We start from the raw sequence: 23,011 nt of genomic DNA, 5'->3' as shown, positions 1-23,011 counted from the left end.
CGTGCACCTCAAGGCCCTGACCCTGCGCGGGTTCAAATCGTTCGCCTCGGCCACCACACTGCGGTTCGAGCCGGGCATCACCTGCGTCGTCGGCCCCAATGGCTCGGGCAAGTCCAATGTCGTGGACGCCCTCAGCTGGGTCATGGGCGAGCAGGGCGCGAAGTCGCTGCGCGGCGGCAAGATGGAGGACGTCATCTTCGCCGGCACGACCGGGCGCCCGCCGCTCGGCCGCGCCGAGGTGTCGCTGACCATCGACAACTCCGACGGCGCGCTGCCCATCGAGTACGCCGAGGTCACCATCACGCGGATCATGTTCCGCAACGGCGGCAGCGAATACCAGATCAACGGCGACACGTGCCGGCTGCTCGACATCCAGGAGTTGCTGTCCGACTCCGGCATCGGCCGCGAGATGCACGTCATCGTCGGCCAGGGCCAGCTCGACTCCGTGCTGCACGCCGACCCGATGGGACGCCGCGCCTTCATCGAAGAGGCCGCCGGTGTCCTCAAGCACCGCAAGCGCAAGGAGAAGGCGCTGCGGAAGCTGGACGCGATGCAGGCCAACCTCGCGCGCGTGCAGGACCTTAACGACGAGTTGCGGCGGCAGTTGAAGCCGCTCGGGCGCCAGGCCGCCGTCGCGCGCCGCGCCGCCGTCATCCAGGCCGACCTCCGCGACGCGCGGCTGCGGCTCCTCGCCGACGACCTCGTACGCATGCGGGGTGCGCTGCGCACCGAGATCGAGGACGAGGCGGCGCTCAAGGAACGCAAGGACGCCGCCGAGGCCGAGCTGAAGAAGGCACTCCAGCGCGAGGCGCTCCTGGAGGCCGAGGTCCGGCAGCTCACGCCGCGGCTCCAGCGTGCCCAGCAGACCTGGTACGAGCTGTCGCAGCTGGCCGAGCGGGTACGCGGCACCGTCTCGCTGGCCGACGCACGGGTCAAGAGCGCGACGTCCGCCCCCGCGGAGGAACGGCGCGGGCGCGACCCCGAGGACATGGAGCGCGAGGCCGCCCGGATCCGCGAGCAGGAGGCCGAACTGGAGGCCGCCCTCGAAGCGGCCGAGCGCGCCCTCGACGACACGGTGGCCCACCGGGCCGACCTGGAACGGGAGTTGGCGGCCGAGGAGCGCCGGCTCAAGGACGCCGCCCGGGCCATCGCCGACCGGCGCGAGGGGCTCGCGCGGCTGAACGGGCAGGTCAACGCCGCCCGTTCGCGGGCCGCCGCGGCGCAGGCCGAGATCGACCGTCTCGCCGCTGCGCGGGACGAGGCGCGGGAGCGGGCCGTCGCGGCGCAGGAGGAGTACGAGCAGCTCAAGGCCGAGGTCGACGGGCTCGACGCCGGGGACGCGGAGCTCGGGGACCGGCACGATGCGGCCAGGGCCGCCCTGGCCGACGCGGAGTCCGCGCTGACGGCGGCCCGGGAGGCGCTGACGTCCGCGGAACGCAAGCGGGCGGCGGTTTCGGCCCGGCACGACGCCCTCGCGCTCGGGCTGCGCCGCAAGGACGGCACCGGCGCGCTGCTCGGCGCCCGCGACCGCCTGACGGGAGTCCTCGGCCCCGCGGCCGAACTGCTCTCCGTCACCCCCGGCTTCGAGGTCCCGGTCGCCGCGGCGTTCGGTGCCGCGGCCGACGCCATCGCCGTGACCACGCCCGCCTCCGCCGCGGAAGCGATCCGCCTCCTGCGCAAACAGGACGCGGGGCGCGCGGCGCTGCTGCTGGCGGGGGAGGAGGACGCGTCCGGTGTGGCCGGGGGCGTGCCCGCGCCGTCGGCCGGGGGGTCCCCTCTTGGCGGCGGCCCCCTTGGTGGCGGGCCCGCGGGTGGTGGGCCTGAGGCTGATGGCGACGGTGGCGTTGCCCATGCGCAGAGGGGTGCGTCGGCGGCCGGGGCGGTCGGTGATGGTGACGGGCCCGGTGGCCTCGGGAGTGCGTACCCGGGACGGCCCGCGCGGGGCGGGGACGGGCCGCCCCGCGTGGCCGATTTCGTGCGGGGGCCCTCCGAGTTGATGCCTGCCGTGCGGCGGTTGCTGCGGGGGATTGTGGTCGTCGGGACGCTCGAGGACGCCGAGGATCTTGTCTACGCGCGGCCCGAGCTGACCGCCGTCACCGCTGAAGGGGACCTGCTCGGGGCGCACTTCGCTCAGGGCGGTTCCGCCGGGGCGCCCAGTCTTCTCGAGGTGCAGGCCTCCGTCGACGAGGCCGCGGGCGAGCTGACCGAGCTCGGGGTGCGGTGCGAGGAGCTGGCCGAGGCGCAGCACAGCGCGGTCGCACGGCGCGCGGAGGCCGCCGCGCTCGTGGAGGAGCTGGGGGAGCGGCGCCGGGCCGCCGACCGGGAGAAGTCGTCCGTGGCGCAGCAGCTCGGCCGGCTGTCCGGACAGGCGCGGGGCGCTGCCGGGGAGGCCGAGCGCAGCGCCGCCGCGGCCGCCAAGGCGCAGGACGCGCTGGAGAAGGCCGTACAGGACGCCGAGGAGCTGGCCGAACGGCTCGCCGTCGCCGAGGAGATGCCGGCCGACGAGGAGCCGGACACCGCGGTACGCGACCGGCTCGCCGCCGACGGGGCCAATGCCCGCCAGACCGAGATGGAGGCCCGGCTCCAGGCGCGTACGCACGAGGAGCGGGTGAAGGGCCTTGCCGGACGCGCCGATTCGCTGGACTGGGCGGCCCGTGCGGAGCGCGAGGCACGCGCGCGTGCGGAGCGGCAGCGCTCCCGGCTGCGCCACGAGGCGGCCGTGGCCGAGGCAGTGGCCTCCGGCGCCCGGCAGCTCCTCGCCCACGTGGAGGTCTCGGTCGGACGGGCCGAGCAGGAGCGGGCGTCCGCCGAGAGCGCCAAGGGCGAGCGGGAGCGGGAGCTCGTCGCCGAGCGGGCCCGGGGCCGTGACCTGAAGGCGGAGCTCGACAAGCTGACGGACTCGGTGCACCGGGGCGAGGTGCTCGGCGCCGAGAAGCGGCTGCGGATCGAGCAGCTGGAGGCCAAGGCGCTGGAAGAACTCGGTGTCGAACCGGCGGGACTCGTGGCGGAGTACGGGCCGCAGCAGCCCGTACCGCCCTCGCTCCCGGCCGAGGGCGAGGAACTGCCCGACACTGATTCCGATAGCGGCTCCGCCGCGGGCGAGCACTCCCGCAACCAGCAGCGGCCGTTCGTGCGCGCGGAGCAGGAGAAGCGGCTCAAGTCGGCCGAACGGGCGTACCAGCAGCTCGGAAAGGTGAATCCGCTGGCTCTTGAGGAGTTCGCCGCGCTGGAGGAGCGCCACAAGTTCCTCAGCGAGCAGCTCGAGGACCTGAAGAAGACGAGGAGCGATCTCCTTCAGGTGGTGAAGGAAGTCGACGAGCGCGTGGAGCAGGTTTTCACCGAGGCGTACTGGGACACGGCCCGGGAGTTCGAGGGCGTCTTCAGCCGGCTCTTCCCCGGCGGCGACGGACGGCTGATCCTGACCGATCCCGACAACATGCTCACCACGGGCGTCGATGTGGAGGCCCGCCCTCCGGGCAAGAAGGTCAAGCGGCTGTCGTTGCTCTCCGGCGGCGAGCGCTCCCTGACCGCGGTGGCGCTGCTCGTCTCGATCTTCAAGGCGCGGCCCAGTCCCTTCTACGTGATGGACGAGGTCGAGGCCGCGCTCGACGACACCAACCTCCAGCGGCTCATCCGCATCATGCAGGAGCTCCAGGAGGCCTCCCAGCTCATCGTGATCACGCACCAGAAGCGCACGATGGAGGTCGCCGACGCGCTCTACGGGGTGTCGATGCAGGGCGATGGTGTGTCGAAGGTGATCAGTCAGCGGCTGCGCTAGCCGCACGCAGGTCCGCCCGGAAATCGATCACCGTTCCGCCCGGATCCCGGTCACCGGTGCCGCATCGGCCCCGGCGTCAGCCACAAGATCATTCACAGGTTGATGTTCAATACTTGAACGACACCTGCCACCAGGGCGTCTGAAGTTTGCAGTTACCCCCCTCTTGACTTCGAAACTTGAAGGCATAGTCTCTGCAACGTTGCTTTTACCTTCAGGTGGTGGGCGGCGTGAAGTTGTGCGCCACTGGAAGGGCTCTCACCCCCACCCCCGGCACCGTTGCCGGTGGCCCGAGGAGTACACGTGACCAGCACAGCGAAGCCGCCAAGCGCCCGAGAGGCTCACCCCGACCATCTCGGCCACGTCATCTTCATCACGGCGGCGGCCGCGATGGGCGGCTTTCTCTTCGGCTACGACAGTTCCGTGATCAACGGAGCCGTCGAGGCCATCCGTGACCGGTACGACATCGGCTCCGGAACGCTCGCCCAGGTCATCGCCATCGCCCTGATCGGCTGTGCGATCGGCGCGGCCACCGCCGGCCGGATCGCGGACCGCATCGGCCGTATCCGCTGCATGCAGATCGCCGCCGTCCTCTTCACGGTCAGCGCCGTCGGCTCCGCACTGCCCTTCGCCCTCTGGGACCTGGCCTTCTGGCGGATCGTCGGCGGCTTCGGCATCGGCATGGCCTCCGTCATCGGCCCGGCCTATATCGCCGAGGTCTCGCCGCCCGCGTACCGCGGCCGCCTCGGCTCCTTCCAGCAGGCCGCGATCGTCGTCGGCATCGCCATCTCACAGCTCGTCAACTACGGCATCCTGCAGGCCGCCGGCGGCGACCAGCGCGGTCAGGTCCTGGGCCTCGAGGCCTGGCAGGTCATGCTCGGCGTGATGGTCATCCCGGCCGTTCTCTACGGCATGCTGTCCTTCGCGATCCCCGAGTCGCCGCGCTTCCTCATCTCGGTCGGCAAGGAGGCCAGGGCCAAGGAGATCCTCGCCGAGGTCGAGGGCACGAAGGTCGACCTGGACGCCCGCGTCGCCGAGATCGAGCATGCGATGAAGAGCGAGCACAAGTCCACGTTCAAGGACCTGCTCTCCGGCAAGGGCAACGGCGGTCTCTACTTCAAGCCGATCGTCTGGATCGGTATCGGCCTCTCGGTCTTCCAGCAGTTCGTCGGCATCAACGTCGCGTTCTACTACTCCTCGACGCTGTGGCAGTCGGTCGGCGTGAACCCGACGGACTCGTTCTTCTACTCGTTCACCACGTCGATCATCAACATCATCGGCACCGTGATCGCGATGCTCCTGGTGGACCGCGTCGGACGTAAGCCGCTGGCCCTGGTCGGTTCCGCCGGCATGGTCATCGGTCTCGCGCTGGAGGCCTGGGCGTTCTCGTACGACCTGGTGGACGGCAAGCTGCCGGCCACGCAGGGCTGGGTCGCCCTGATCGCCGCCCACTTCTTCGTTCTGTCCTTCGCCATGTCCTGGGGTGTCATCGTCTGGGTCTTCCTCGGCGAGATGTTCCCGAACAAGATCCGTGCCGCCGCGCTCGGCGTGGCCGCGTCCGCGCAGTGGATCGCCAACTGGGCCATCACCGCGAGCTTCCCGTCGCTGGCCGACTGGAACCTCTCCGGGACGTACATCATTTACACATTCTTCGCCGCGCTCTCGATCCCCTTCATGCTCAAGTTCGTGAAGGAGACCAAGGGCAAGGCGTTGGAGGAGATGGGTTAAGTCCCCGCTGCCATCTCCTCACCCTCGTCACTGCCCCGGCTCAGACCGCAAGGTCTTCGAGCCGGGGCAGTACGTTTTCGCAGAACAGATGCAGGCTGCGCCAGCCCTCGTCGATGGGCATACCGCCCGAGAGCGGGTGCAGCACATAGCTGTCGAGGGCCTGTTCCACGCACTCGTCGGGCGTGAGGATCCGGTAGACGCCCTCGGCGCGCAGCTCGTCGACCGTCGTGGCCCCCGACTTCACCGCCGACTTGATGTCGTCGGACTGCCAGGACGCGTACGTCCGCGCCTCGTGCAGGAAGTGCTCTCCGTGCTCGGCCCACACGCGGTCGGGGTCCTCGGCGACGTGCAGCAGCGGGGTGACCGCCGCGGGCATCATGGTCCACCCCTCGGTGCCGTGCTCGACGAGCTGTTCCTTGTAGTGCGCCTCGAGTTCGGGCAGATGCGCGCTCGGGAAGAACGGCAGGCCGAGGCGGGCCGCGCGCCGCGCCGCCGCCCGCGAGGAGCCGCCGACCAGGAGCAGCGGGTGGGGCTGGGTGAACGGGCGCGGCGTGACGCGGACCGTGCGGCCGCGGTAGCTGAACTCCTCGCCCGTCCACGCCTTGAGGAGGGTGTCGAGGAGTTCGTCCTGGAGCTTGCCCCGCTGCTTCCACTCGACGTCGAACTGGCCGTACTCCTCGGGCCGGTAGCCGATTCCGGCCACGGTGACGAGCCGGCCGCCGCTGAGCAGATCGAGTACGGCGATGTCCTCCGCGAGGCGCAGCGGATCGTGCAGCGGGCCGATGATCGCGGAGACCGTGACGGCGATGCGCCGGGTCGCGCCGAAGACGGCGCCCGCGAAGGTGAAGGGCGACGGCAGCCAGTTGTTGGCGACGCCGTGGTGCTCCTCGGTCTGGACGGTGGAGATGCCGCGGTCGTCGGCGTACGCCGCCATCTCGACGGCCGCCCTGTAGCGGGCGCTCAGCGATTCGGGCGTCGCCGCGGGGTCCACGAGGTTGAAGCGCACGACCGTGACGGGCATGAGAAGTCCCCCTTCACAGGGCGGAGTTGGGCCGCTGATGAAGGGGGACGGTAGCTGACGGAGCGTCAGACAGCCAGGGTCTCGCGCTCCTCTTCGGTGGAGACCTCGGGCGGGACGGCGACGGCGGGCTTCGGCAGGACGACGTACAGCAGGCCGGAGATCACGATCGTGGCGACCCAGCCGAGGCCGTACTCGCCGATCGGGTTGTTCGCGGCGAGGGGGCCGGTGAACCAGTCGGACGTGGTGAACATCAGGCCGCCGATCAGGCCGATGGCCCAGGAGGCGACGGCCGCCGGGCTGAAGCCGCCCTTGTACCAGTAGGCGCTGGTGCGCGTCGTGTCGACGAGGGCCTCGGCGTCGTACTCCTTGCGCCGCAGCATGTCGGCGCCGAAGACGCCGACCCAGGCCGAGAAGGCCACCGCGAGCAGCGACAGGAAGGCGATGAACGAGCCCATGAAGCTGGTCGCGACGAGCATCAGGATGCCGCCGAAGATCAGCGAGATCAGCGCGTTGATCGAGACGGCCCAGTGGCGCGGGACCTTGAAGCCGAGGGTCTGGGCGGTGAAGCCCGCCGAGTACATCGACATCGAGTTGATCAGCAGCATGCCGACCAGGGCGATCAGGAGGTAGGGGACCGCGATCCACAGCGGCAGGATCTCGCCGAGGAAGGAGACCGGGTCGGCGGCCGAGGCCAGGTCGGGCGTGGAGACCGCCATGACGGCGCCCATCAGGACCATCGGCAGGACGACGATGCCCGCGCCGCCGACGGAGTTGCGCACGATCGCGACCGACGAGGCCGTGCGCGGCAGGTAGCGCGTGAAGTCCGGCGACGAGGGGATCCAGCTGACGCCGCCCGCGGCGATCAGGCCGATGCCGGCGACCATCAGCGACATCTTGCCCGCGGGCTGGTCGAAGACGCGGGTCCAGTCGGTGTTGGCGATCAGGTAGGCCAGCACGAGGACCGAGAAGAGGCCGAAGAGGTACGTCGCGTACTTGTTGCACTTCTGTACGGCGTTGATCCCGAGGCCGGAGATCACGAACGTCGTGACGACGAAGAGCAGCAGCGTGACGATCACCAGGACGTTGTTGCTCTTCACGCCGAAGAGGATGTCCAGGACGGTGAGCACGGCGTACGCGCCGGTCACCGCGTTGATCGTCTCCCAGCCCCAGCGGGCGACCCAGATGAGCGAGCCGGGCAGCAGATTGCCGCGCTGGCCGAAGACCGCGCGCGACAGGGCCATGCCCGGCGCACCGCCGCGCTTGCCGGCGATGCCGATCAGGCCGACGAGGCCGTACGAGACGATGGGGGCGGCGATCGCGACGACGAGCGCCTGCCAGAAGTTGAGCTTGTACGAGACGACCAGGCTCGCGCCCATCGTGAGCAGCAGCACACTGATGTTGGCGGCGACCCAGGTGGGGAACAGCTCACGGGTCCTGGCGGTGCGCTCGGACTCGGGGACGGGCTCGATGCCGCGTGTCTCGAGTGCGCCTTCGGATTCGGCGGTCTTGCTCATACGGTGGGGTTCCGTGCCTCTCGCTCGGCTCCGTGGGTGGTGGTGGGGGAGCCGGTGGGGGGTGTGGGGAGGGGACGCTTTGGACTCTACGCGCGTTGCATCATCCTCTTCCATCGTACTTTAGTCCGAGTAATGCACTCAAGTGGCTTATGTTCTTTGGAGGAAGCCACAAGCGGGGTGTCCCGGGGGCCCATGGCTGATACTGTGACGAGTTATGGAAATCGTCATCCTTGCTGTAGTCATCGCCGTGGTCGTGATCGGCGCACTCGGCGGGCTCGTGGTCGGCAGCCGCAGAAAGAAGCAGCTGCCCCCGCCGCCCCCCTCCGTGCCCGACATCACCGCCCCTCCGGCCGAGCCGCACGTCGGCGAAGAGGCCGAGACGCCGCGCGACGAACCCCGCCGCACGATCGAGGAGGTCGACCTCCCGCTCGTCGAGCCGGAGCCGTCCGCGCCCATCGCGGTGGAGGAGCCCCCGGCTCCGGCCGCGCCCGAGATCGAGGTTCCGGAGCCGACCGCGGGGCGTCTCGTGCGTCTGCGCTCCCGGCTCTCCCGCTCGCAGAACGCGCTCGGCAAGGGGCTGCTCACGCTCCTCTCGCGCGAGCACCTGGACGAGGACACCTGGGAGGAGATCGAGGACACCCTGCTCACCGCCGACGTCGGCGTGCAGCCCACGCAGGAGCTCGTCGACCGGCTGCGCGAGCGCGTCAAGGTGCTCGGCACCCGCACGCCCGACGAGCTGCGCACGCTGCTGCGCGAGGAGCTGGTCCAGCTCCTCGTCCCGGAGTTCGACCGCTCGGTCAAGACCGAGGCGCTGGACGGGCCGGGCATCGTGATGGTCGTCGGGGTGAACGGCACCGGCAAGACCACCACCACCGGCAAGCTCGCCCGCGTCCTGGTGGCCGACGGGAAGAACGTGGTGCTCGGCGCCGCCGACACCTTCCGCGCCGCGGCCGCCGAACAGCTCCAGACCTGGGGCGAGCGCGTCGGCGCCCGCACCGTGCGCGGCCCCGAGGGCGGCGACCCCGCGTCCATCGCGTTCGACGCCGTCAAGGAGGGCATCGAGGAGGGCGCCGACGTCGTCCTCATCGACACCGCGGGCCGGCTGCACACCAAGACCGGCCTCATGGACGAGCTCGGCAAGGTCAAGCGCGTCGTCGAGAAGCACGCCCCGCTCGACGAGGTCCTCCTCGTACTCGACGCGACGACCGGGCAGAACGGCCTGGTCCAGGCCCGCGTCTTCGCCGAGGTCGTGGACATCACCGGCATCGTGCTCACCAAGCTCGACGGCACGGCCAAGGGCGGCATCGTCATCGCGGTGCAGCGCGAGCTGGGCGTGCCGGTGAAGCTGATCGGCCTGGGCGAGGGACCCGACGACCTGGCTCCGTTCGAGCCGGAGGCGTTCGTGGACGCGCTGATCGGCGAGTAGCCGTACGGACGTCTCTACGCACATGGAAGCGCCCGCTCCCCAGGGAGCGGGCGCTTCCATGTGTGCGGGCCGCCGCTAGGGCCCCTCGTTCGGATCAGGCAGACGAAGGGCCCTAGACCGCCGGCGAGCGATGGGCCACGTACGCCAGGGTGCCGAGGACGAGGCGAGCCTGCGGGGGCTGGGTCGCCGAGTCGAGTCCGGGGGGACGCAGCCAGCGGACCGGGCCGAGGCCGCCGCGGTCGGAGGGCGGGGCGGTGATGTGAGTGCCGGGGCCGAGCGCGTGCAGGTCGAGGGCCGCGTCGTCCCAGCCCATCCGGTAGAGCAGTGAGCCGAGTTCGGCGGCGGAGCCCGGCGCCACGAAGAAGTGGGCGCGTCCCTCGGGGGTCGCCGTCACGGGGCCGAGCGGCAGCCCCATCCGCTCCAGGCGGACGAGTGCGCGACGGCCGGCGGCCTCGGGTACGTCGATGATGTCGAACGCGCTGCCGACGGGCAGCATCACCGCGGCGCCGGGGAACTGCTCCCAGGTCTCGGTGACCTCGTCGAGCGTCGCCCCGGCGGGGACGGTCGGCGCGTGGTCGATGGGGTGGGCGCCGGGTGAGGGGCAGTTCGCCTTGCCGCAGGAGCAGGCGCCCGCCGAGGCGCGTGTCCCCGGCACCGCCTCCCAGCCCCAGAGCCCGGTGAACTCGGCCACCGAGGTGCAGTCCGACGCGCGGCCCGCAGTGCGGCCGCGGCGGCGCGTGCCGGTCCGGATGTCGAGAATCCCGCGGCTGCCGCCGATCGTGAAGCCCATGCCCCCTCCAACGGGTCCTGCGCACCGGTGGTTACGAGACGGAATCGGATCGTGACCCTCTGCTTCCGTAGGGCCCTGAACCACCGACTCAGGGCGGCGCTCGATAGCTTTGGGAGTGGTGCGCCCGGTGCCGCACGCCCCGACGTACACCGCTCCGCCCACTTTCGGCCGTCCTATGTCAAGTGAATCGTGTGTGGCGCTCCCCTAGTTCATTCGAAGGGGTGGCGAATGGTGGCGTTTCCGGGTTCGCCATGGCCGGAGGGGTGATCGTAGGATTACTTTCAGTACACGAGCCCCTGGGATGTATGCACTTTTGGGTATGCCGCAGGCAAGTCGGTATCCCGTTCGAGGAGTGACAACCACCGGACGGGCGGCCGTAGTTGACGGCATGCTGATAGGGCTTGACGCACATCGCACCCCGCAGCAGCGGGGTGGCGAAGAGGTGGCTTCAGGGATGGGGGCGTTCCAGTGGGCGGCAGCGACGGAAGCGTGACGAACGCTGAGAAGCGCCCCAATGAGCTGCTGAGCTCGTGGTTCCTGCGCAGCGGCTGGTCCAAGGGCGAGCTGGCGCGCCAAGTGAACCGCCGAGCGCGGCAGTTGGGCGCCAACCACATTTCCACGGACACCTCGCGGGTGCGCCGCTGGCTCGACGGCGAGAATCCGCGCGAGCCGATCCCGCGGATCCTGTCCGAGCTGTTCTCCGAGCGCTTCGGCTGCGTCGTGGCGGTCGAGGACCTCGGCCTGCGCGCCGCGCACCAGTCGCCCTCCGTGTCCGGCGTCGACCTGCCGTGGACCGGCCCGCAGACGGTGGCGCTGATCGGTGAGTTCTCCCGCAGTGACCTGATGCTGGCGCGCCGCGGATTCCTCGGCAGCGCCCTCGCGCTCTCCGCGGGCCCCGCCCTCATCGAGCCCATGCAGCGCTGGCTCGTGCCCACGCCCGGGACCCCCGCGGCGGAGCCCGACCCGGCGGCCCTGCGCCGGGGGAACCGGCTCTCGAAGCCCGAGCTCGACCTCCTGGAGTCCACGACGGTCATGTTCCGTCAGTGGGACGCCCAGTGCGGCGGCGGGCTGCGCCGCAAGGCCGTGGTCGGCCAGCTGCACGAGGTGACCGACCTGCTCCAGGAGCCCCAGCCGGGGGCCACGACGAAGCGGCTCTTCAAGGTCGCGGCCGAACTGGCCGAGCTGGCGGGCTGGATGAGCTACGACGTGGGCCTCCAGCCCACCGCCCAGAAGTACTTCGTCCTCGCCCTGCACGCGGCCAAGGAAGCCGGCGACAAGCCCCTCGGCTCGTACGTCCTGTCCAGCATGAGCCGGCAGATGATCCACCTCGGCCGGCCCGACGACGCGCTGGAACTCATCCATCTCGCGCAGTACGGCAGTCGCGACTGCGCCAGTCCGCGCACGCAGGCCATGCTGTATGCGATGGAGGCCCGCGCGTACGCGAACATCGGGCAGCCCGGCAAGTGCAAGCGGGCCGTCCGGATGGCCGAGGAGACCTTCCACGACGCCGACGACTGGGACGAGCCGGACCCCGACTGGATCCGCTTCTTCTCCGAGGCCGAGCTGCACGGGGAGAACTCCCACTCGTACCGCGACCTCGCCTATGTGGCGGGCCGCAGCCCCACGTACGCCTCGATGTCCGAGCCCCTGATGCGGCGCGCCGTCGAGCTCTTCGAGAAGGACGCCGAGCACCAGCGGTCGTACGCGCTGAACCTGATCGGGATGGCCACGGTGCATCTGCTCCAGCGGGAGCCTGAGCAGTCCACGGTGCTTGCCGAGCAGGCCATGATCATCGCCAAGAAGGTGCGCTCCGAGCGGGTCAACACCCGTATCCGCAAGACCGTGGACACCGCGGTCCGTGAGTTCGGGGACGTCGCCGAGGTCACGCACCTCACCGACCAGCTCGCGATCCACCTGCCGGAGACCGCCGAAGCGGTCTGAACCCTTGTCCCCGGCCGCGGCCGGCCCTCCCGGACTGCCCGACTCGGCTCCCCCATTGCCAGGTCAACCGGATGGCCGCCGCGGCCGGTCTTTGTTGGTTGCGTCACGATAACGATCGCCTCACCCCGTATCAGGCAGTTCATTGACGCGTAACACGCACGACCTCTTCGTCACTGCGGCGAAACATCGAGGGGCGTCCACGGAAACGGCGCTGCACCATTCTCATGGCGCATAACCGGCCCACCCCTCTTGACCGCACAGGCTTCGCCCGCACGGGGCCGTACCAACGACGAGGAGACGCCGATGCCCCCAGGCATCACGCTTGCCGCAGACGCACCCACGCTGTCTGCCGCCAATACAGGGTTCATGCTGATCTGTTCCGCCCTGGTGATGATCATGACGCCGGGACTCGCCTTCTTCTACGGAGGCATGGTCCGCGTCAAGTCCACCCTGAACATGCTGATGATGAGCTTCATCAGCCTCGGGATCGTCACGATCCTGTGGGTTCTCTACGGCTTCTCCGCCGCCTTCGGCACCGACCACGGCAGCCTCATCGGCTGGTCGTCGGACTACGTCGGGCTCAGCGGCATCGGCCTGACTCAGCTGTGGGACGGCTACACCATCCCGATCTACGTCTTCGCCGTGTTCCAGCTGATGTTCGCGATCATCACGCCCGCCCTGATAAGCGGCGCGCTCGCGGACCGCGTGAAGTTCAGCGCCTGGGCGCTGTTCATCACCCTGTGGGCCACGCTCGTGTACTTCCCCGTCGCGCACTGGGTCTGGGGGACCGGCGGCTGGGCGTTCGACCTCGGCGTCATCGACTTCGCCGGCGGCACCGCGGTCCACATCAACGCGGGTGCGGCCGCTCTCGGTGTGATCCTCGTGATCGGCAAGCGCGTCGGCTTCAAGAAGGACCCGATGCGGCCCCACTCGCTGCCGCTGGTGATGCTCGGCGCCGGTCTGCTGTGGTTCGGCTGGTTCGGGTTCAACGCGGGCTCCTGGCTCGGCAACGACGACGGCGTCGGCGCGCTGATGTTCGTCAACACGCAGGTCGCCACCGCCGCCGCGATGCTCGCCTGGCTGATCTACGAGAAGATCAGGCACGGCGCGTGCACCACCCTCGGCGCCGCCTCCGGTGCGGTCGCCGGACTCGTCGCGATCACCCCGTCCGGCGGCTCCTGCTCGCCGCTCGGCGCGATCGCCATCGGCGTCATCGCGGGTGTCCTGTGCGCCATGGCCGTCGGCCTCAAGTACAGGTTCGGCTACGACGACTCGCTCGACGTCGTCGGCGTCCACCTCGTCGGCGGGGTCATCGGCTCGCTCCTCATCGGCTTCTTCGCCACCGGCGGCGGCCAGTCCGACGCGCAGGGCCTCTTCTACGGCGGCGGCCTGACCCAGCTGTGGAAGCAGCTCGCCGGCGTCGGCGCGATCCTCGCGTACTCGCTCGTCGCCTCCGCGATCCTGGCCTTCCTGATCGACAAGACGATCGGCATGCGGGTCAGCGAGGACGACGAGGTCTCCGGCATCGACCAGGTCGAGCACGCCGAGACCGCGTACGACTTCAGCGGCGCGGGCGGCGGCACGGCCCCCCGCTCGGCCGGCCCGGTGCAGGAGGCAGCAGCGCAGACCAAGAAGGTGGACGCATGAAGCTCATCACGGCGGTCGTCAAGCCGCACCGGCTCGACGAGATCAAGGAAGCCCTCCAGGCCTTCGGTGTCCAGGGCCTGACCGTCACCGAGGCCAGCGGCTACGGCCGCCAGCGCGGCCACACCGAGGTCTACCGCGGCGCCGAGTACACCGTCGACCTCGTACCGAAGATCCGCATAGAGGTCCTCGTCGAGGACGACGACGCCGAACAGCTCATCGATGTCGTGGTCAAGGCCGCCAGGACCGGCAAGATCGGGGACGGCAAGGTCTGGGCCGTCCCGGTGGAGACCGCCGTCAGGGTCCGCACCGGTGAGCGCGGGCCGGACGCGCTGTAAACGGAACAGAGGAGTCGCTGGGTGACGAGTGTGGATGTGCAGACCGAAAAATCGGACGACGACGATTCAGCACCCAGCGGCTATGCGGCGGCCCGGCTGCGCCTCCTCCAGGGGGAGGCGCAGTCCGGGCCGCCGCGCCGTGCGGCGCTCGCGGAGCTGACCGACGGCTGGCTCGGCGAGCTGTTCACCGCCGGGGCGCGCGAGCTGACCGGGGTGTCCCTCGTCGCCGTCGGCGGTTACGGACGCGGCGAGCTGTCCCCGCGCAGCGACCTCGACCTGCTGCTCCTGCACGACGGCAGCGCCGGCCCCGGTGCCATCGCCTCCCTCGCGGACCGCGTCTGGTACCCCGTGTGGGACCTGGGGCTCGCCCTCGACCACTCCGTCCGTACGCCCGCGGAGGCCCGTAAGACGGCGGGCGAGGACCTCAAGGTGCAGCTCGGCCTCCTCGACGCCCGGCACATCGCCGGCGACGTCGGCCTGACGGCGGGCCTGCGCACCGCCGTCCTGGCCGACTGGCGCAACCAGGCGCCCAAACGCCTGCCCGAACTGCGCGACCTGTGCGACGAACGGGCCGAGCGCCAGGGCGAGTTGCAGTACCTGCTCGAACCCGACCTCAAGGAGGCCAGGGGCGGGCTCAGGGACGCCACCGCGCTGCGCGCCGTCGCCGCGTCATGGCTCGCGGACGCCCCCAGGGAAGGCCTCGCCGACGCGCGGCGCAGGCTCCTCGACGTACGGGACGCCCTGCACCTGGCCACCGGCCGCGCCACCGACCGCCTCGCCCTCCAGGAGCAGGACCAGGTCGCAGCGGAACTCGGCCTCCTCGACGCCGACACCCTGCTCCGCCAGGTCTACGAGGCCGCGCGCACCGTGTCGTACGCCAGCGACGTCACCTGGCGCGAGGTCGGGCGCGTGCTCAAGTCGCGGGCCGTGCGGCCCCGGCTGCGCGCCATGCTGGGCGGCGGGAGCAAGCCCGTCACCGAGCGGTCACCGCTCGCCGAAGGCGTCGTCGAGCAGGACGGCGAGGCGGTCCTCGCCCGCGCGGCCAGGCCCGAGCGCGACCCCGTGCTGCCGCTTCGCGCAGCCGCGGCCGCCGCCCTGGCCGGACTGCCGCTGTCCCTGCACGCCGTCCGCAGGATGGCCGCCGCCGCGCGCCCCCTGCCCACGCCGTGGCCCGCCGAGGCCCGCGAACAGCTCGTGACGCTGCTCGGCGCGGGCCGGCCGACCGTCGAGGTCTGGGAGGCGCTGGAGGCCGAGGGCCTGATCACGCGGCTACTGCCCGACTGGGAGCGGGTGCGGTGCAGGCCGCAGCGCAACGCCGTGCACACCTGGACCGTCGACCGGCACCTCGTCGAGACCGCCGTGCGCGCCGCCGAACTCACGCGCCGCGTCGGCCGCCCCGACCTGCTGCTCGTCGCCGCGCTCCTGCACGACATCGGCAAGGGCTGGCCCGGCGACCACTCCGTGGCCGGCGAGATCATCGCGAAGGACGTGGCCGCGCGCATCGGCTTCGACCGCGCGGACGTCGCCGTCGTCGCCACCCTCGTACGCCACCATCTGCTGCTCATCGAGACGGCGACGCGGCGCGACCTGGAGGACCCGGCGACGGTGCGGGCCGTCGCGGACGCCGTCGGCTCCGTGGGGACGCTCGAACTGCTGCACGCCCTGACGGAGGCGGACGCGCTCGCCACCGGGCCCGCGGCCTGGTCCTCGTGGCGCGGGTCGCTCGTCACCGACCTCGTCAAGCGGGTCGCCGCCGTCCTCGCGGGCGAGGACCCCGACGGCGGCGACGGCCCTGCCGCGGCCGAGCCCACGGCCGAACAGGAGCGGCTGGCCGTGGAGGCGTTCCGCACGGGCGGCCCGGTGCTGTCCCTGCGCGCGCAGACCGAGGCCCCCGTCGACCGGGACGCGGAAGGCGCCGAGTCCGCGCCCGCCGACCCGGAGCCCCTCGGCGTCGAACTGCTCATCGCCGTCCCCGACCAGCCGGGCGTGCTGCCCGCCGTCGCCGGGGTGCTCGCCATGCACCGGCTCGCCGTCCGCACGGCGGAGCTGCGCGCCCTCGACCTGCCCGCCCAGGTGCCGGGCTCGGTCCTGCTCCTCGACTGGCGCGTCGCCGCCGAGTACGGCTCCCTGCCCCAGGCCGCCCGGCTGCGCGCGGATCTCGTGCGGGCCCTGGACGGCTCCCTGGACATCGCCGCCCGGCTTGCCGAGCGGGACGCCGCGTATCCGCGGCGGCGCGGCACCGTGGCGCCGCCGCCGCGGGTGACGGTCGCCCCCGCCGCCTCGCGGCACGCGACGGTGATCGAGGTCCGGGCGCAGGACGCACCGGGCCTGCTGCACCGCATCGGCCGGGCGCTCGAGACGGCGGACGTACGGGTGCGGTCCGCGCATGTGTCGACCCTCGGGGCGAACGCGGTGGACGCGTTCTATGTCACGCGGGCCGAGGGGGAGCCGCTCCCCGCGGCGGACGCGGCCGCGGTGGCGGGCGCGCTGGAAGGGGCGCTGCGGGGGTAGCGGGGCCGAGGGGGAGGCCGGCGGACGGGGGCGCCGGTGTCCCCGGGAGCGCTTCGTACGGCCTCGGGAACGCTTCGTACGAATGGGGTGGAGACCCCACTGGACACCTCCGGATACCCTGGAGGACGACCTGTCCGCCCGCCCTTCAACCCGAGGATTCGCGACCGCCGTGTTCGACACTCTTTCCGACCGCCTCGCAGCGACATTCAAGAACCTCCGCGGCAAGGGGCGCCTCAGCGAGGCGGACATCGACGCCACGGCGCGCGAGATCCGTATCGCCCTGCTCGAAGCGGACGTGGCCCTGCCCGTCGTCCGCGCCTTCATCAAGCAGGTCAAGGAGCGTGCGGCCGGCTCGGAGGTCTCGCAGGCGCTGAACCCCGCTCAGCAGGTCATCAAGATCGTCAACGAGGAGCTCATCGGCATCCTCGGCGGCGAGACCCGGCGCCTGCGGTTCGCCAAGAACCCGCCCACCGTGATCATGCTCGCCGGTCTGCAGGGTTCCGGTAAGACGACCCTCGCCGGAAAGCTCGGCCACTGGCTGAAGGGCCAGGGCCACGCCCCGCTGCTCGTCGCCTGTGACCTCCAGCGCCCCAACGCCGTGAACCAGCTGAGCATCGTCGCCGAGCGCGCCGGCGTCGGCATCTACGCCCCTCAGCCGGGCAACGGCGTCGGTGACCCGGTGCAGGTCGCCAAGGACTCCGTCGAGTTCGCCCGGCAGAAGCAGTACGACGTCGTCATCGTCGACACCGCCGGCCGCCTGGGTATCGACCAGGAGCTCATGCAGCAGGCCGCGGACATCCGCGACGCCGTCTCTCCCGACGAGGTCCTCTTCGTCGTCGACGCCATGATCGGTCAGGACGCGGTCAACACCGCCGAGGCCTTCCGTGACGGCGTCGGCTTCGACGGCGTGGTGCTCTCCAAGCTCGACGGTGACGCCCGTGGTGGTGCCGCCCTGTCGATCGCGCACGTCACCGGCCGCCAGGTCATGTTCGCCTCGAACGGCGAGAAGCTGGACGACTTCGACGCGTTCCACCCGGACCGCATGGCGTCCCGCATCCTCGGCATGGGCGACATGCTCACGCTGATCGAGAAGGCCGAGCAGACCTTCTCGCAGCAGGAGGCCGAGAAGATGGCCTCCAAGCTGGCCTCCAAGAAGGGCCAGGACTTCACGCTCGATGACTTCCTGGCCCAGATGGAGCAGGTCAGGAAGATGGGCTCCATCTCCAAGCTGCTCGGGATGCTGCCCGGCATGGCGCAGATGAAGGACCAGATCAACAACCTCGACGAGCGTGACGTCGACCGTACGGCCGCCATCATCAAGTCGATGACCCCGGCCGAGCGCGCGGACGCCACGATCATCAACGGCTCGCGCCGTGCCCGTATCGCCCGTGGTTCGGGCGTCGAGGTCAGCGCGGTGAAGAACCTCGTCGAGCGGTTCTTCGAGGCCCGCAAGATGATGTCCCGCATGGCGCAGGGCGGCGGCATGCCGGGGATGCCCGGGATGCCGGGCATGGGCGGCGGCCCCGGCCGGCAGAAGAAGAAGCAGAAGCAGGCCAAGGGCAAGCAGCGCTCCGGCAACCCGATGAAGCGCAAGCAGCAGGAGCTGGAGGAGGCCGCGCGCCGCGAGGCCGCCGATCAGGGCGGCAACGCGTTCGGTCTGCCCGCGGCCGACCAGGACAAGAACTTCGAACTGCCCGACGAGTTCAAGAAGTTCATGGGCTGACCGGCCACTTCGTAGGCATGTGTAAGTAGACATGTGTAAGGGGCGTCCGCCATTGCGGGCGCCCCTTACACATGGGCGGGTCAGGCTGCCCGCGCCGCCGCCTGACTGATCTCCGTGCCGTTGGCGAGCCCCGCCGGATCGAGGCCGAGCGCCGCCGCGGCCGTCGCGCCCACGTCCGCCAGGCTGCCCGCGTCCGGCAGCAGTTCGACACCGGCCGCACCCGGGCGGTGGACGAGGACCGGCACGAACTCCCGGGTGTGGAAGGCGTGGCCGATCGTCGGGTCGTTGCCGTGGTCGCCGGTCACGATCAGCCGGTCGCCGTCCGCGTCGAGCAGCGAAACGAGCGCCGCGAGCCCCGCGTCGACCTGCTCCAGGACGTGCCCGTAGCGCTCCACGTCCTGCTGGTGGCCGGCCAGATCGCTCTCCTGCACATTGGCCACGACCAGCGCCTCGCCCTCCGCGCGAACGGCTTCGAGCGTGTACGCGAGCACGTCCGCGGTCGGCACGGCCGGGCGCCGCACCGCGTCGTCGCAGGCCAGGATGTCCGCGGCCTTCCCGACGAGCGTGACGGGGATCCCGGCCCGCGCCGCCAGGTCCGGGAGCTGCCGCGTGTGGTCGAGGCCCGCGCCGAGATGCCGCACCTCAAGGCCACCGTTGCGGTAGAAGCCGCTCGCCGGGGTGTCGAGGCCGACCGTGCCGCCGTCCCCGTCGCGTACGAAGTCGGAGAGCGGACCGCTCGCGTGGCCGCCCACCGCGATCACCCGCGCGACGGGCGCCACCGCACGCACCGTGCGCGCGACGGAGAGGATCCCGTCGAAGCCCAGGTCGTCGAGGCGACCCGAGGCGTTCCAGTTGATACCGGGGTCGGCCTCCAGGTTGTCGTGCACGAGCACGACGCCGTCGACCACCAACAGGGGCCTGCCGTCGAGGAGTTCGACCCGGTGGCCCGCGGCCTCCAGGGCGGCGGTGACCTCGTCGAGGTGGTCGCCGAGCCGCGCCACCGTCACCCGGCTGAAGTCGGCGCCCATCATCGTCTGGTGGCCCGCGTACGTGTCCGCGCCGGGGTAGCCGAGCCCGGCCCGGCCCGCCGCGACCGGCAGATGGGTGCGCCGGGCGAGGTCCGGGTGCGGGTGCACCAGGCCGAGCCCGAGCGCGCCGAGCGCGGGCAGCCGCAGCGGCCGCCCGAACGCCTCGCGGCACCGGTCGAGCACATGTCCGCAGGTGTCCGCCGCCAGGTCGCCGGGGCGCAGGGCACCCGCGTCCGGCATGGCGCCGACACCGAATCCGTCGACGACGACGATGACGGTCTTGGCTCTCACAGGGCCCTTCCTTGCGCGTCGTACAGGCCGGTCAGGCGCGGGGACCCGGACGACAGGCCCGCCACCACCGCGACCGTCGAGCGGGTCACGAAGATCTGCGTGCGGAACGAGAGCAGCGCCGTGTCGCCCGCCGCGACGGCGTGGCCGGGGGCGGGCGCGTCGAGCAGCCGGTAGTAGTCGATGTTCTCCGCCGGCGCGTCCCGCACCGCGAGGCGCCGGCCCGAGCGGGGCAGCAGTGCCGAACCGATGTGCGCGCGGGGGTAGAAGCCGCCGCCGAACACGGCGGGCCTGCCGTTGGCGAGGGTGTGGGCGACCTCGGTGACGTAGACGTACGCGGGCTTCTCGGGCTGGCCGGCGTCGCGGGCGTGCAGGGGTGTGGTGCCGGTGAGCGCGTGGCCCGGCTCGCCGTGGGTCGCGCCGTGTTCCGCGAGGAGGGAGAGGCTGGCCATGGAGGTGGCGCTCGGGGCGCTCAGCTTCAGGTCTTCGTAGCCGCGCGAGGTGAGCAACTCCCTTGCCTTGACGGCGAGTTCGAAGTTGGCGGTGGGGTGTGGCGTGCCCGTCGCCGGGTCGCACAGGACGCACGGGAACGCGGTGACGCCCGCGATCCGCACTCCCGGCAACTGTTCGACGGCGGCCGCGAAGCCGTCGAGCGCGCCGAGCGGAACGCCGCCTTCCTGCCCGGGATAGACCGCACCCTCCGCCCCTTCGAGGCGCACGAGGACGTCCTGGACGACGCCCTGCGCGCGGGCCTCGTCCGAGACCGCGCGGGCGTTGTCGACGTCGAAGACGGTCACGGTCTCCGGGCGCCAGGCCAGCATCTCGGGCAGCGAGCGTCGCGGGATCTGCACGAGGTGGCCGAGGTTCCCCGCCCGTGCTCCCGCCGCGTGCAGGGTGCGTGCCTCCGGCGCGTCGATGGCCGCGTACTTCGGGATGTGCCGGGCGATCGCCCTGATCAGCTCGGGGTTGCGGCCGAGCTGCTTCACGACGAACCAGAGGGTGAGCCCGAGCCGGTCGGCCTCGGCGGCGAGCAGCGCGGCGTTCGACTCGATCGCGTCGAGATCCATGACGTACGTGTCGGGCGGGATCGCGCCCCGCCGGTGGAGGTCGGCCGCGGCGTCGACGAGCTCGGGGTTGCGGGTGAGCAGACTGTCGAGGAACACGGTCAGTCGTCCTTTGCGTGGTGCTTCAGTACGTCGAGGGAGTGGCGCAGGATGTCGATCACGAGGTCGGCGCCCGCCCGCATCGGGTTGATCCGCACCGTCCAGTCCGCGAGCCCGGGGGAGTCGTCGAGGGACGAGCTGGACATGCGGTAGAACAGCGGCGCGATCTCGTAACGGGAGTTGGAGCCGACGGGATAGGGCGCGGCGCCGAACCGGGCGGCGGCAGCGGGGAGTTCCCGCGCGACGGGCCGGTCGAGGCGCACGAGCAGACACCGGTCCTGCGCGTTCGCGAGCCGCACCTCGGCGACGCCCTCCACCTCACCGGCGGCGAGCCGCTCGGCGACCTGGGCGCCCACCCGCGACTGCACCGCCCACATCACCGGCACGTGCGTCAGGGCGCGCAGCACGTCCAGCGCCTGATGGCCCTGGACCTGACCGCCGCCCGAGTAGTTGTCGGCCCGGACCCGTGCGACGAGGTCGCGCGCCCCGACGACGATTCCCACGCCTTCGGGCCCGTGCAGCTTGAACAGCGAGAAGCAGGAGGCGTCCGCCCCGAGTTCGACCCCCGACGCGGGCACGCGCAGCACGGCGTAGTTGTCGTCGACGACCGTGCGCACCCCGGCCGCCCGGCACGCGGCGAGCACCTCGCCCGGGTCGTACGAGTCGCCGAGCCGCTGCCGGGTGTGCTGGACGTACGCCCACCGGAAGCGCCCCGATGCGAGGGCCTCGCGCAGCGCGCCCAGGTCGTTGAAGTCGACCTCTTCGGTACGGACGCCGATGCCGCGCAGCGTGACCTCGGTCGTCCGGTACACCGGCGCCCTGTGGATCAGCAGCGGATCGCCCGCGCTCACGGCGGCGTTCAACGCGGCACGGATCGCCCCGGTGCCCGCGCCCTGGACGAACGCGGCGCCCTCGGCCCCGAAGAAGTCGGCGAGCACCGCCTCGGCCTTGGCGGTCGTCCGGGGGCGGCCGAGACCGGGCACGACGCCCGCGTCGGCGCTGAACAGCTCCTCGCCGGCGAAGTGCGCGGCGGTGCACTCGATCAGCCGGAACTGCCGGGCCATCGCCTCGTCGACCGGGATCGTGGCGAGCGGAAAGGTCTCGGGGAGCGCGGGTGCGGCTGAGTAGGTGGGCGTCATCGTCAGATCTCCTCCACGCTCGCGCCGGTCAGGAAGCGCAGCGGATTGCGGCGCGTCATCAGGTCCACCAGGGCGTCGTCCACGCCCGCGGCACGCGCCCGGGGCAGGAACGACCGGAACAGATGCCCGTAACCCTGACCGCCCTCGCGCTCCAGATAGCCGTGGCGCGAGATGTCGCCGCTGAGCAGGACACGGTCGGCGTAGCCGGCTTCGAGGAGGGCGAGCAGCAGCCGGAGCCGGACGTCGTCGCTCTGGTAGCTCTCCTTGCCGACCGTGTCGAACGCGACGTACGCGCTGCTCGCGGCCAGCTCCTTGTGCACGGCCGGATCGTCGAGGAGGTCCTGGTGGCCGACCGAGATCCGGTGCGGTGCGAGGCCCTCGCCCGTGAGCAGCTCCAGTTGGGCGAGCCCGCCGCGGCCGAGCTGCGCGTGCGTGGCGACCGACAGGCCCGTGGCAACGGCGGCCCGCGCCGCAGCACGCAGAGCACGTGACTCCGGCTCGCTGGGCACGTCACCGTGGCTGCCGACCTCGCCGAGCACGCCCGGCCGGACGCCCGTGGAGCCGAGACCGCCGTCGATCTCGCGGACCAGCATGTCGGCCAGCTGCCCGACCTCCGCCCCGGCCAGCTCGGGCGTGTGGAACGGCTCGTAGTACCAGCCGGTGGCCGCGACGACGGCGACCTGCGCGTCCCGGGAGATCCGGGCCAGGGCGCGCGGGTCGCGCCCCATGCCGCGGCACGTCAGCTCGATCACCAGGGCGAGGCCGAACTCCTCGCGCAGGGCTGCCAGTTCGGACGTGACGGCCGGTCCGTGCGCCTCGGGGTCGAGGATCGCGCCGCCGTGGCCGTGCCGGTCGAGGTCGAGCACCAGATGCTCATGGGCGAGGGCCGGGCCCTGTACGGCGGCCGCGGGGAGCGGGCCGGTGACGGTGTGGATGAGGGGCGGGGTGTGCATGGTGCGGTGGGTGTCCTTCCTGGCGTACG

General features: G+C 71.6%; 15 protein-coding genes. 8 read left to right on the top strand and 7 right to left on the bottom strand.

Going from position 1 to position 23,011, the window contains the following annotated elements; translation table 11 throughout:
- The first annotated feature begins 1 nt into the window (after window position 1).
- Window positions 2–3,778, top strand: coding sequence for an AAA family ATPase (locus tag OHA58_RS09730; RefSeq protein ID WP_405478293.1), 3,777 nt, complete (start codon window positions 2–4; stop codon window positions 3,776–3,778).
- 300 nt (window positions 3,779–4,078) lie between these two features.
- The gene (locus OHA58_RS09725) at window positions 4,079–5,503 is read left to right on the top strand and encodes a sugar porter family MFS transporter (protein ID WP_405478292.1); all 1,425 of its coding nucleotides are present in this window, start codon (window positions 4,079–4,081) and stop codon (window positions 5,501–5,503) included.
- A 40-nt stretch (window positions 5,504–5,543) separates the two neighbouring features.
- Here OHA58_RS09725 and OHA58_RS09720 read toward each other — a convergent pair whose 3' ends face one another.
- Window positions 5,544–6,524 carry an LLM class flavin-dependent oxidoreductase gene (locus OHA58_RS09720; protein WP_405478290.1) on the bottom strand — a complete coding sequence of 327 codons (981 nt, stop codon included), beginning with the start codon at window positions 6,522–6,524 and terminating at the stop codon, window positions 5,544–5,546.
- Between the two features lie 65 nt (window positions 6,525–6,589).
- Window positions 6,590–8,038, bottom strand: coding sequence for a cytosine permease (locus tag OHA58_RS09715; RefSeq protein ID WP_405478288.1), 1,449 nt, complete (start codon window positions 8,036–8,038; stop codon window positions 6,590–6,592).
- Between the two features lie 214 nt (window positions 8,039–8,252).
- Here OHA58_RS09715 and ftsY point away from each other — a divergent pair, with 214 nt between their 5' ends.
- Entirely contained in the window at window positions 8,253–9,464 is a 1,212-nt protein-coding gene (gene ftsY, locus OHA58_RS09710; RefSeq protein WP_405478286.1) for a signal recognition particle-docking protein FtsY, read from the top strand.
- A gap of 112 nt (window positions 9,465–9,576) precedes the next feature.
- Here the strand turns inward: ftsY and OHA58_RS09705 are convergent, their stop codons facing one another.
- Entirely contained in the window at window positions 9,577–10,254 is a 678-nt protein-coding gene (locus tag OHA58_RS09705; protein ID WP_405478284.1) for a bifunctional DNA primase/polymerase, read from the bottom strand.
- Between the two features lie 468 nt (window positions 10,255–10,722).
- On the opposite strand from OHA58_RS09705, the gene OHA58_RS09700 reads away from it, so the two are divergent.
- From OHA58_RS09700 to ffh, 5 genes are all read left to right on the top strand, one after another.
- A complete protein-coding gene (locus OHA58_RS09700; RefSeq protein WP_405478283.1) occupies window positions 10,723–12,195 on the top strand; it encodes a hypothetical protein in 1,473 nt (490 codons plus the stop codon).
- A 303-nt stretch (window positions 12,196–12,498) separates the two neighbouring features.
- Window positions 12,499–13,842 (top strand): ammonium transporter, encoded by a 1,344-nt coding sequence (locus OHA58_RS09695; RefSeq protein WP_405478281.1) that lies wholly within the window; start codon window positions 12,499–12,501, stop codon window positions 13,840–13,842.
- The gene (locus OHA58_RS09690) at window positions 13,839–14,177 is read left to right on the top strand and encodes a P-II family nitrogen regulator (RefSeq protein WP_116509391.1); all 339 of its coding nucleotides are present in this window, start codon (window positions 13,839–13,841) and stop codon (window positions 14,175–14,177) included. The genes OHA58_RS09695 and OHA58_RS09690 overlap by 4 nt, the downstream gene beginning before the upstream one ends.
- Before the next feature lie 21 nt (window positions 14,178–14,198).
- A complete protein-coding gene (locus OHA58_RS09685) occupies window positions 14,199–16,688 on the top strand; it encodes a [protein-PII] uridylyltransferase (RefSeq protein ID WP_405478279.1) in 2,490 nt (829 codons plus the stop codon).
- Between the two features lie 169 nt (window positions 16,689–16,857).
- Window positions 16,858–18,411, top strand: coding sequence for a signal recognition particle protein (gene ffh / locus OHA58_RS09680; RefSeq protein WP_405478277.1), 1,554 nt, complete (start codon window positions 16,858–16,860; stop codon window positions 18,409–18,411).
- An 80-nt stretch (window positions 18,412–18,491) separates the two neighbouring features.
- On the opposite strand, the gene OHA58_RS09675 is transcribed toward ffh, so the two are convergent.
- The 4 genes from OHA58_RS09675 to OHA58_RS09660 are packed head-to-tail and all read right to left on the bottom strand — an operon-like array spanning window position 18,492 to window position 22,982.
- On the bottom strand, window positions 18,492–19,730 hold the full coding sequence (locus OHA58_RS09675; RefSeq protein ID WP_405478275.1) for a phosphopentomutase: 1,239 nt from the start codon (window positions 19,728–19,730) through the stop codon (window positions 18,492–18,494).
- Complete coding sequence (locus OHA58_RS09670; RefSeq protein WP_405478274.1) at window positions 19,727–20,890, bottom strand: YhfX family PLP-dependent enzyme; 1,164 nt, start codon at window positions 20,888–20,890, stop codon at window positions 19,727–19,729. The genes OHA58_RS09675 and OHA58_RS09670 overlap by 4 nt, the downstream gene beginning before the upstream one ends.
- A 2-nt stretch (window positions 20,891–20,892) precedes the next feature.
- Window positions 20,893–22,029: an aminotransferase class V-fold PLP-dependent enzyme gene (locus OHA58_RS09665; RefSeq protein WP_405478272.1), complete on the bottom strand. Its 1,137-nt coding sequence runs from the start codon at window positions 22,027–22,029 to the stop codon at window positions 20,893–20,895.
- Between the two features lie 2 nt (window positions 22,030–22,031).
- Window positions 22,032–22,982, bottom strand: a complete 951-nt coding sequence (locus OHA58_RS09660) for a phosphotriesterase (RefSeq protein WP_405478270.1) — start codon at window positions 22,980–22,982, stop codon at window positions 22,032–22,034.
- Between the last annotated feature and the right edge of the window lie 29 nt (window positions 22,983–23,011).

The sequence above is a fragment of the Streptomyces sp. NBC_00009 genome (genome assembly GCF_045040855.1).
GTDB lineage: Bacteria > Actinomycetota > Actinomycetes > Streptomycetales > Streptomycetaceae > Streptomyces > Streptomyces aureus.
The sequence above is the reverse complement of the archived record's forward strand: the minus strand, read 5'-3'. Positions and strand labels throughout refer to the sequence as shown.

Bases quoted from the DNA above. Each gene is read 5' to 3' on its own strand.
- OHA58_RS09720 (WP_405478290.1), bottom strand. From the start codon at position 6,524: ATGCCCGTCACGGTCGTGCGCTTCAACCTCGTGGACCCCGCGGCGACG.
- OHA58_RS09665 (WP_405478272.1), bottom strand. From the start codon at position 22,029: ATGACGCCCACCTACTCAGCCGCACCCGCGCTCCCCGAGACCTTTCCG.
- OHA58_RS09695 (WP_405478281.1), top strand. From the start codon at position 12,499: ATGCCCCCAGGCATCACGCTTGCCGCAGACGCACCCACGCTGTCTGCC.
- OHA58_RS09715 (WP_405478288.1), bottom strand. From the start codon at position 8,038: ATGAGCAAGACCGCCGAATCCGAAGGCGCACTCGAGACACGCGGCATC.
- OHA58_RS09660 (WP_405478270.1), bottom strand. From the start codon at position 22,982: ATGCACACCCCGCCCCTCATCCACACCGTCACCGGCCCGCTCCCCGCG.
- ftsY (WP_405478286.1), top strand. From the start codon at position 8,253: ATGGAAATCGTCATCCTTGCTGTAGTCATCGCCGTGGTCGTGATCGGC.
- OHA58_RS09705 (WP_405478284.1), bottom strand. From the start codon at position 10,254: ATGGGCTTCACGATCGGCGGCAGCCGCGGGATTCTCGACATCCGGACC.
- OHA58_RS09690 (WP_116509391.1), top strand. From the start codon at position 13,839: ATGAAGCTCATCACGGCGGTCGTCAAGCCGCACCGGCTCGACGAGATC.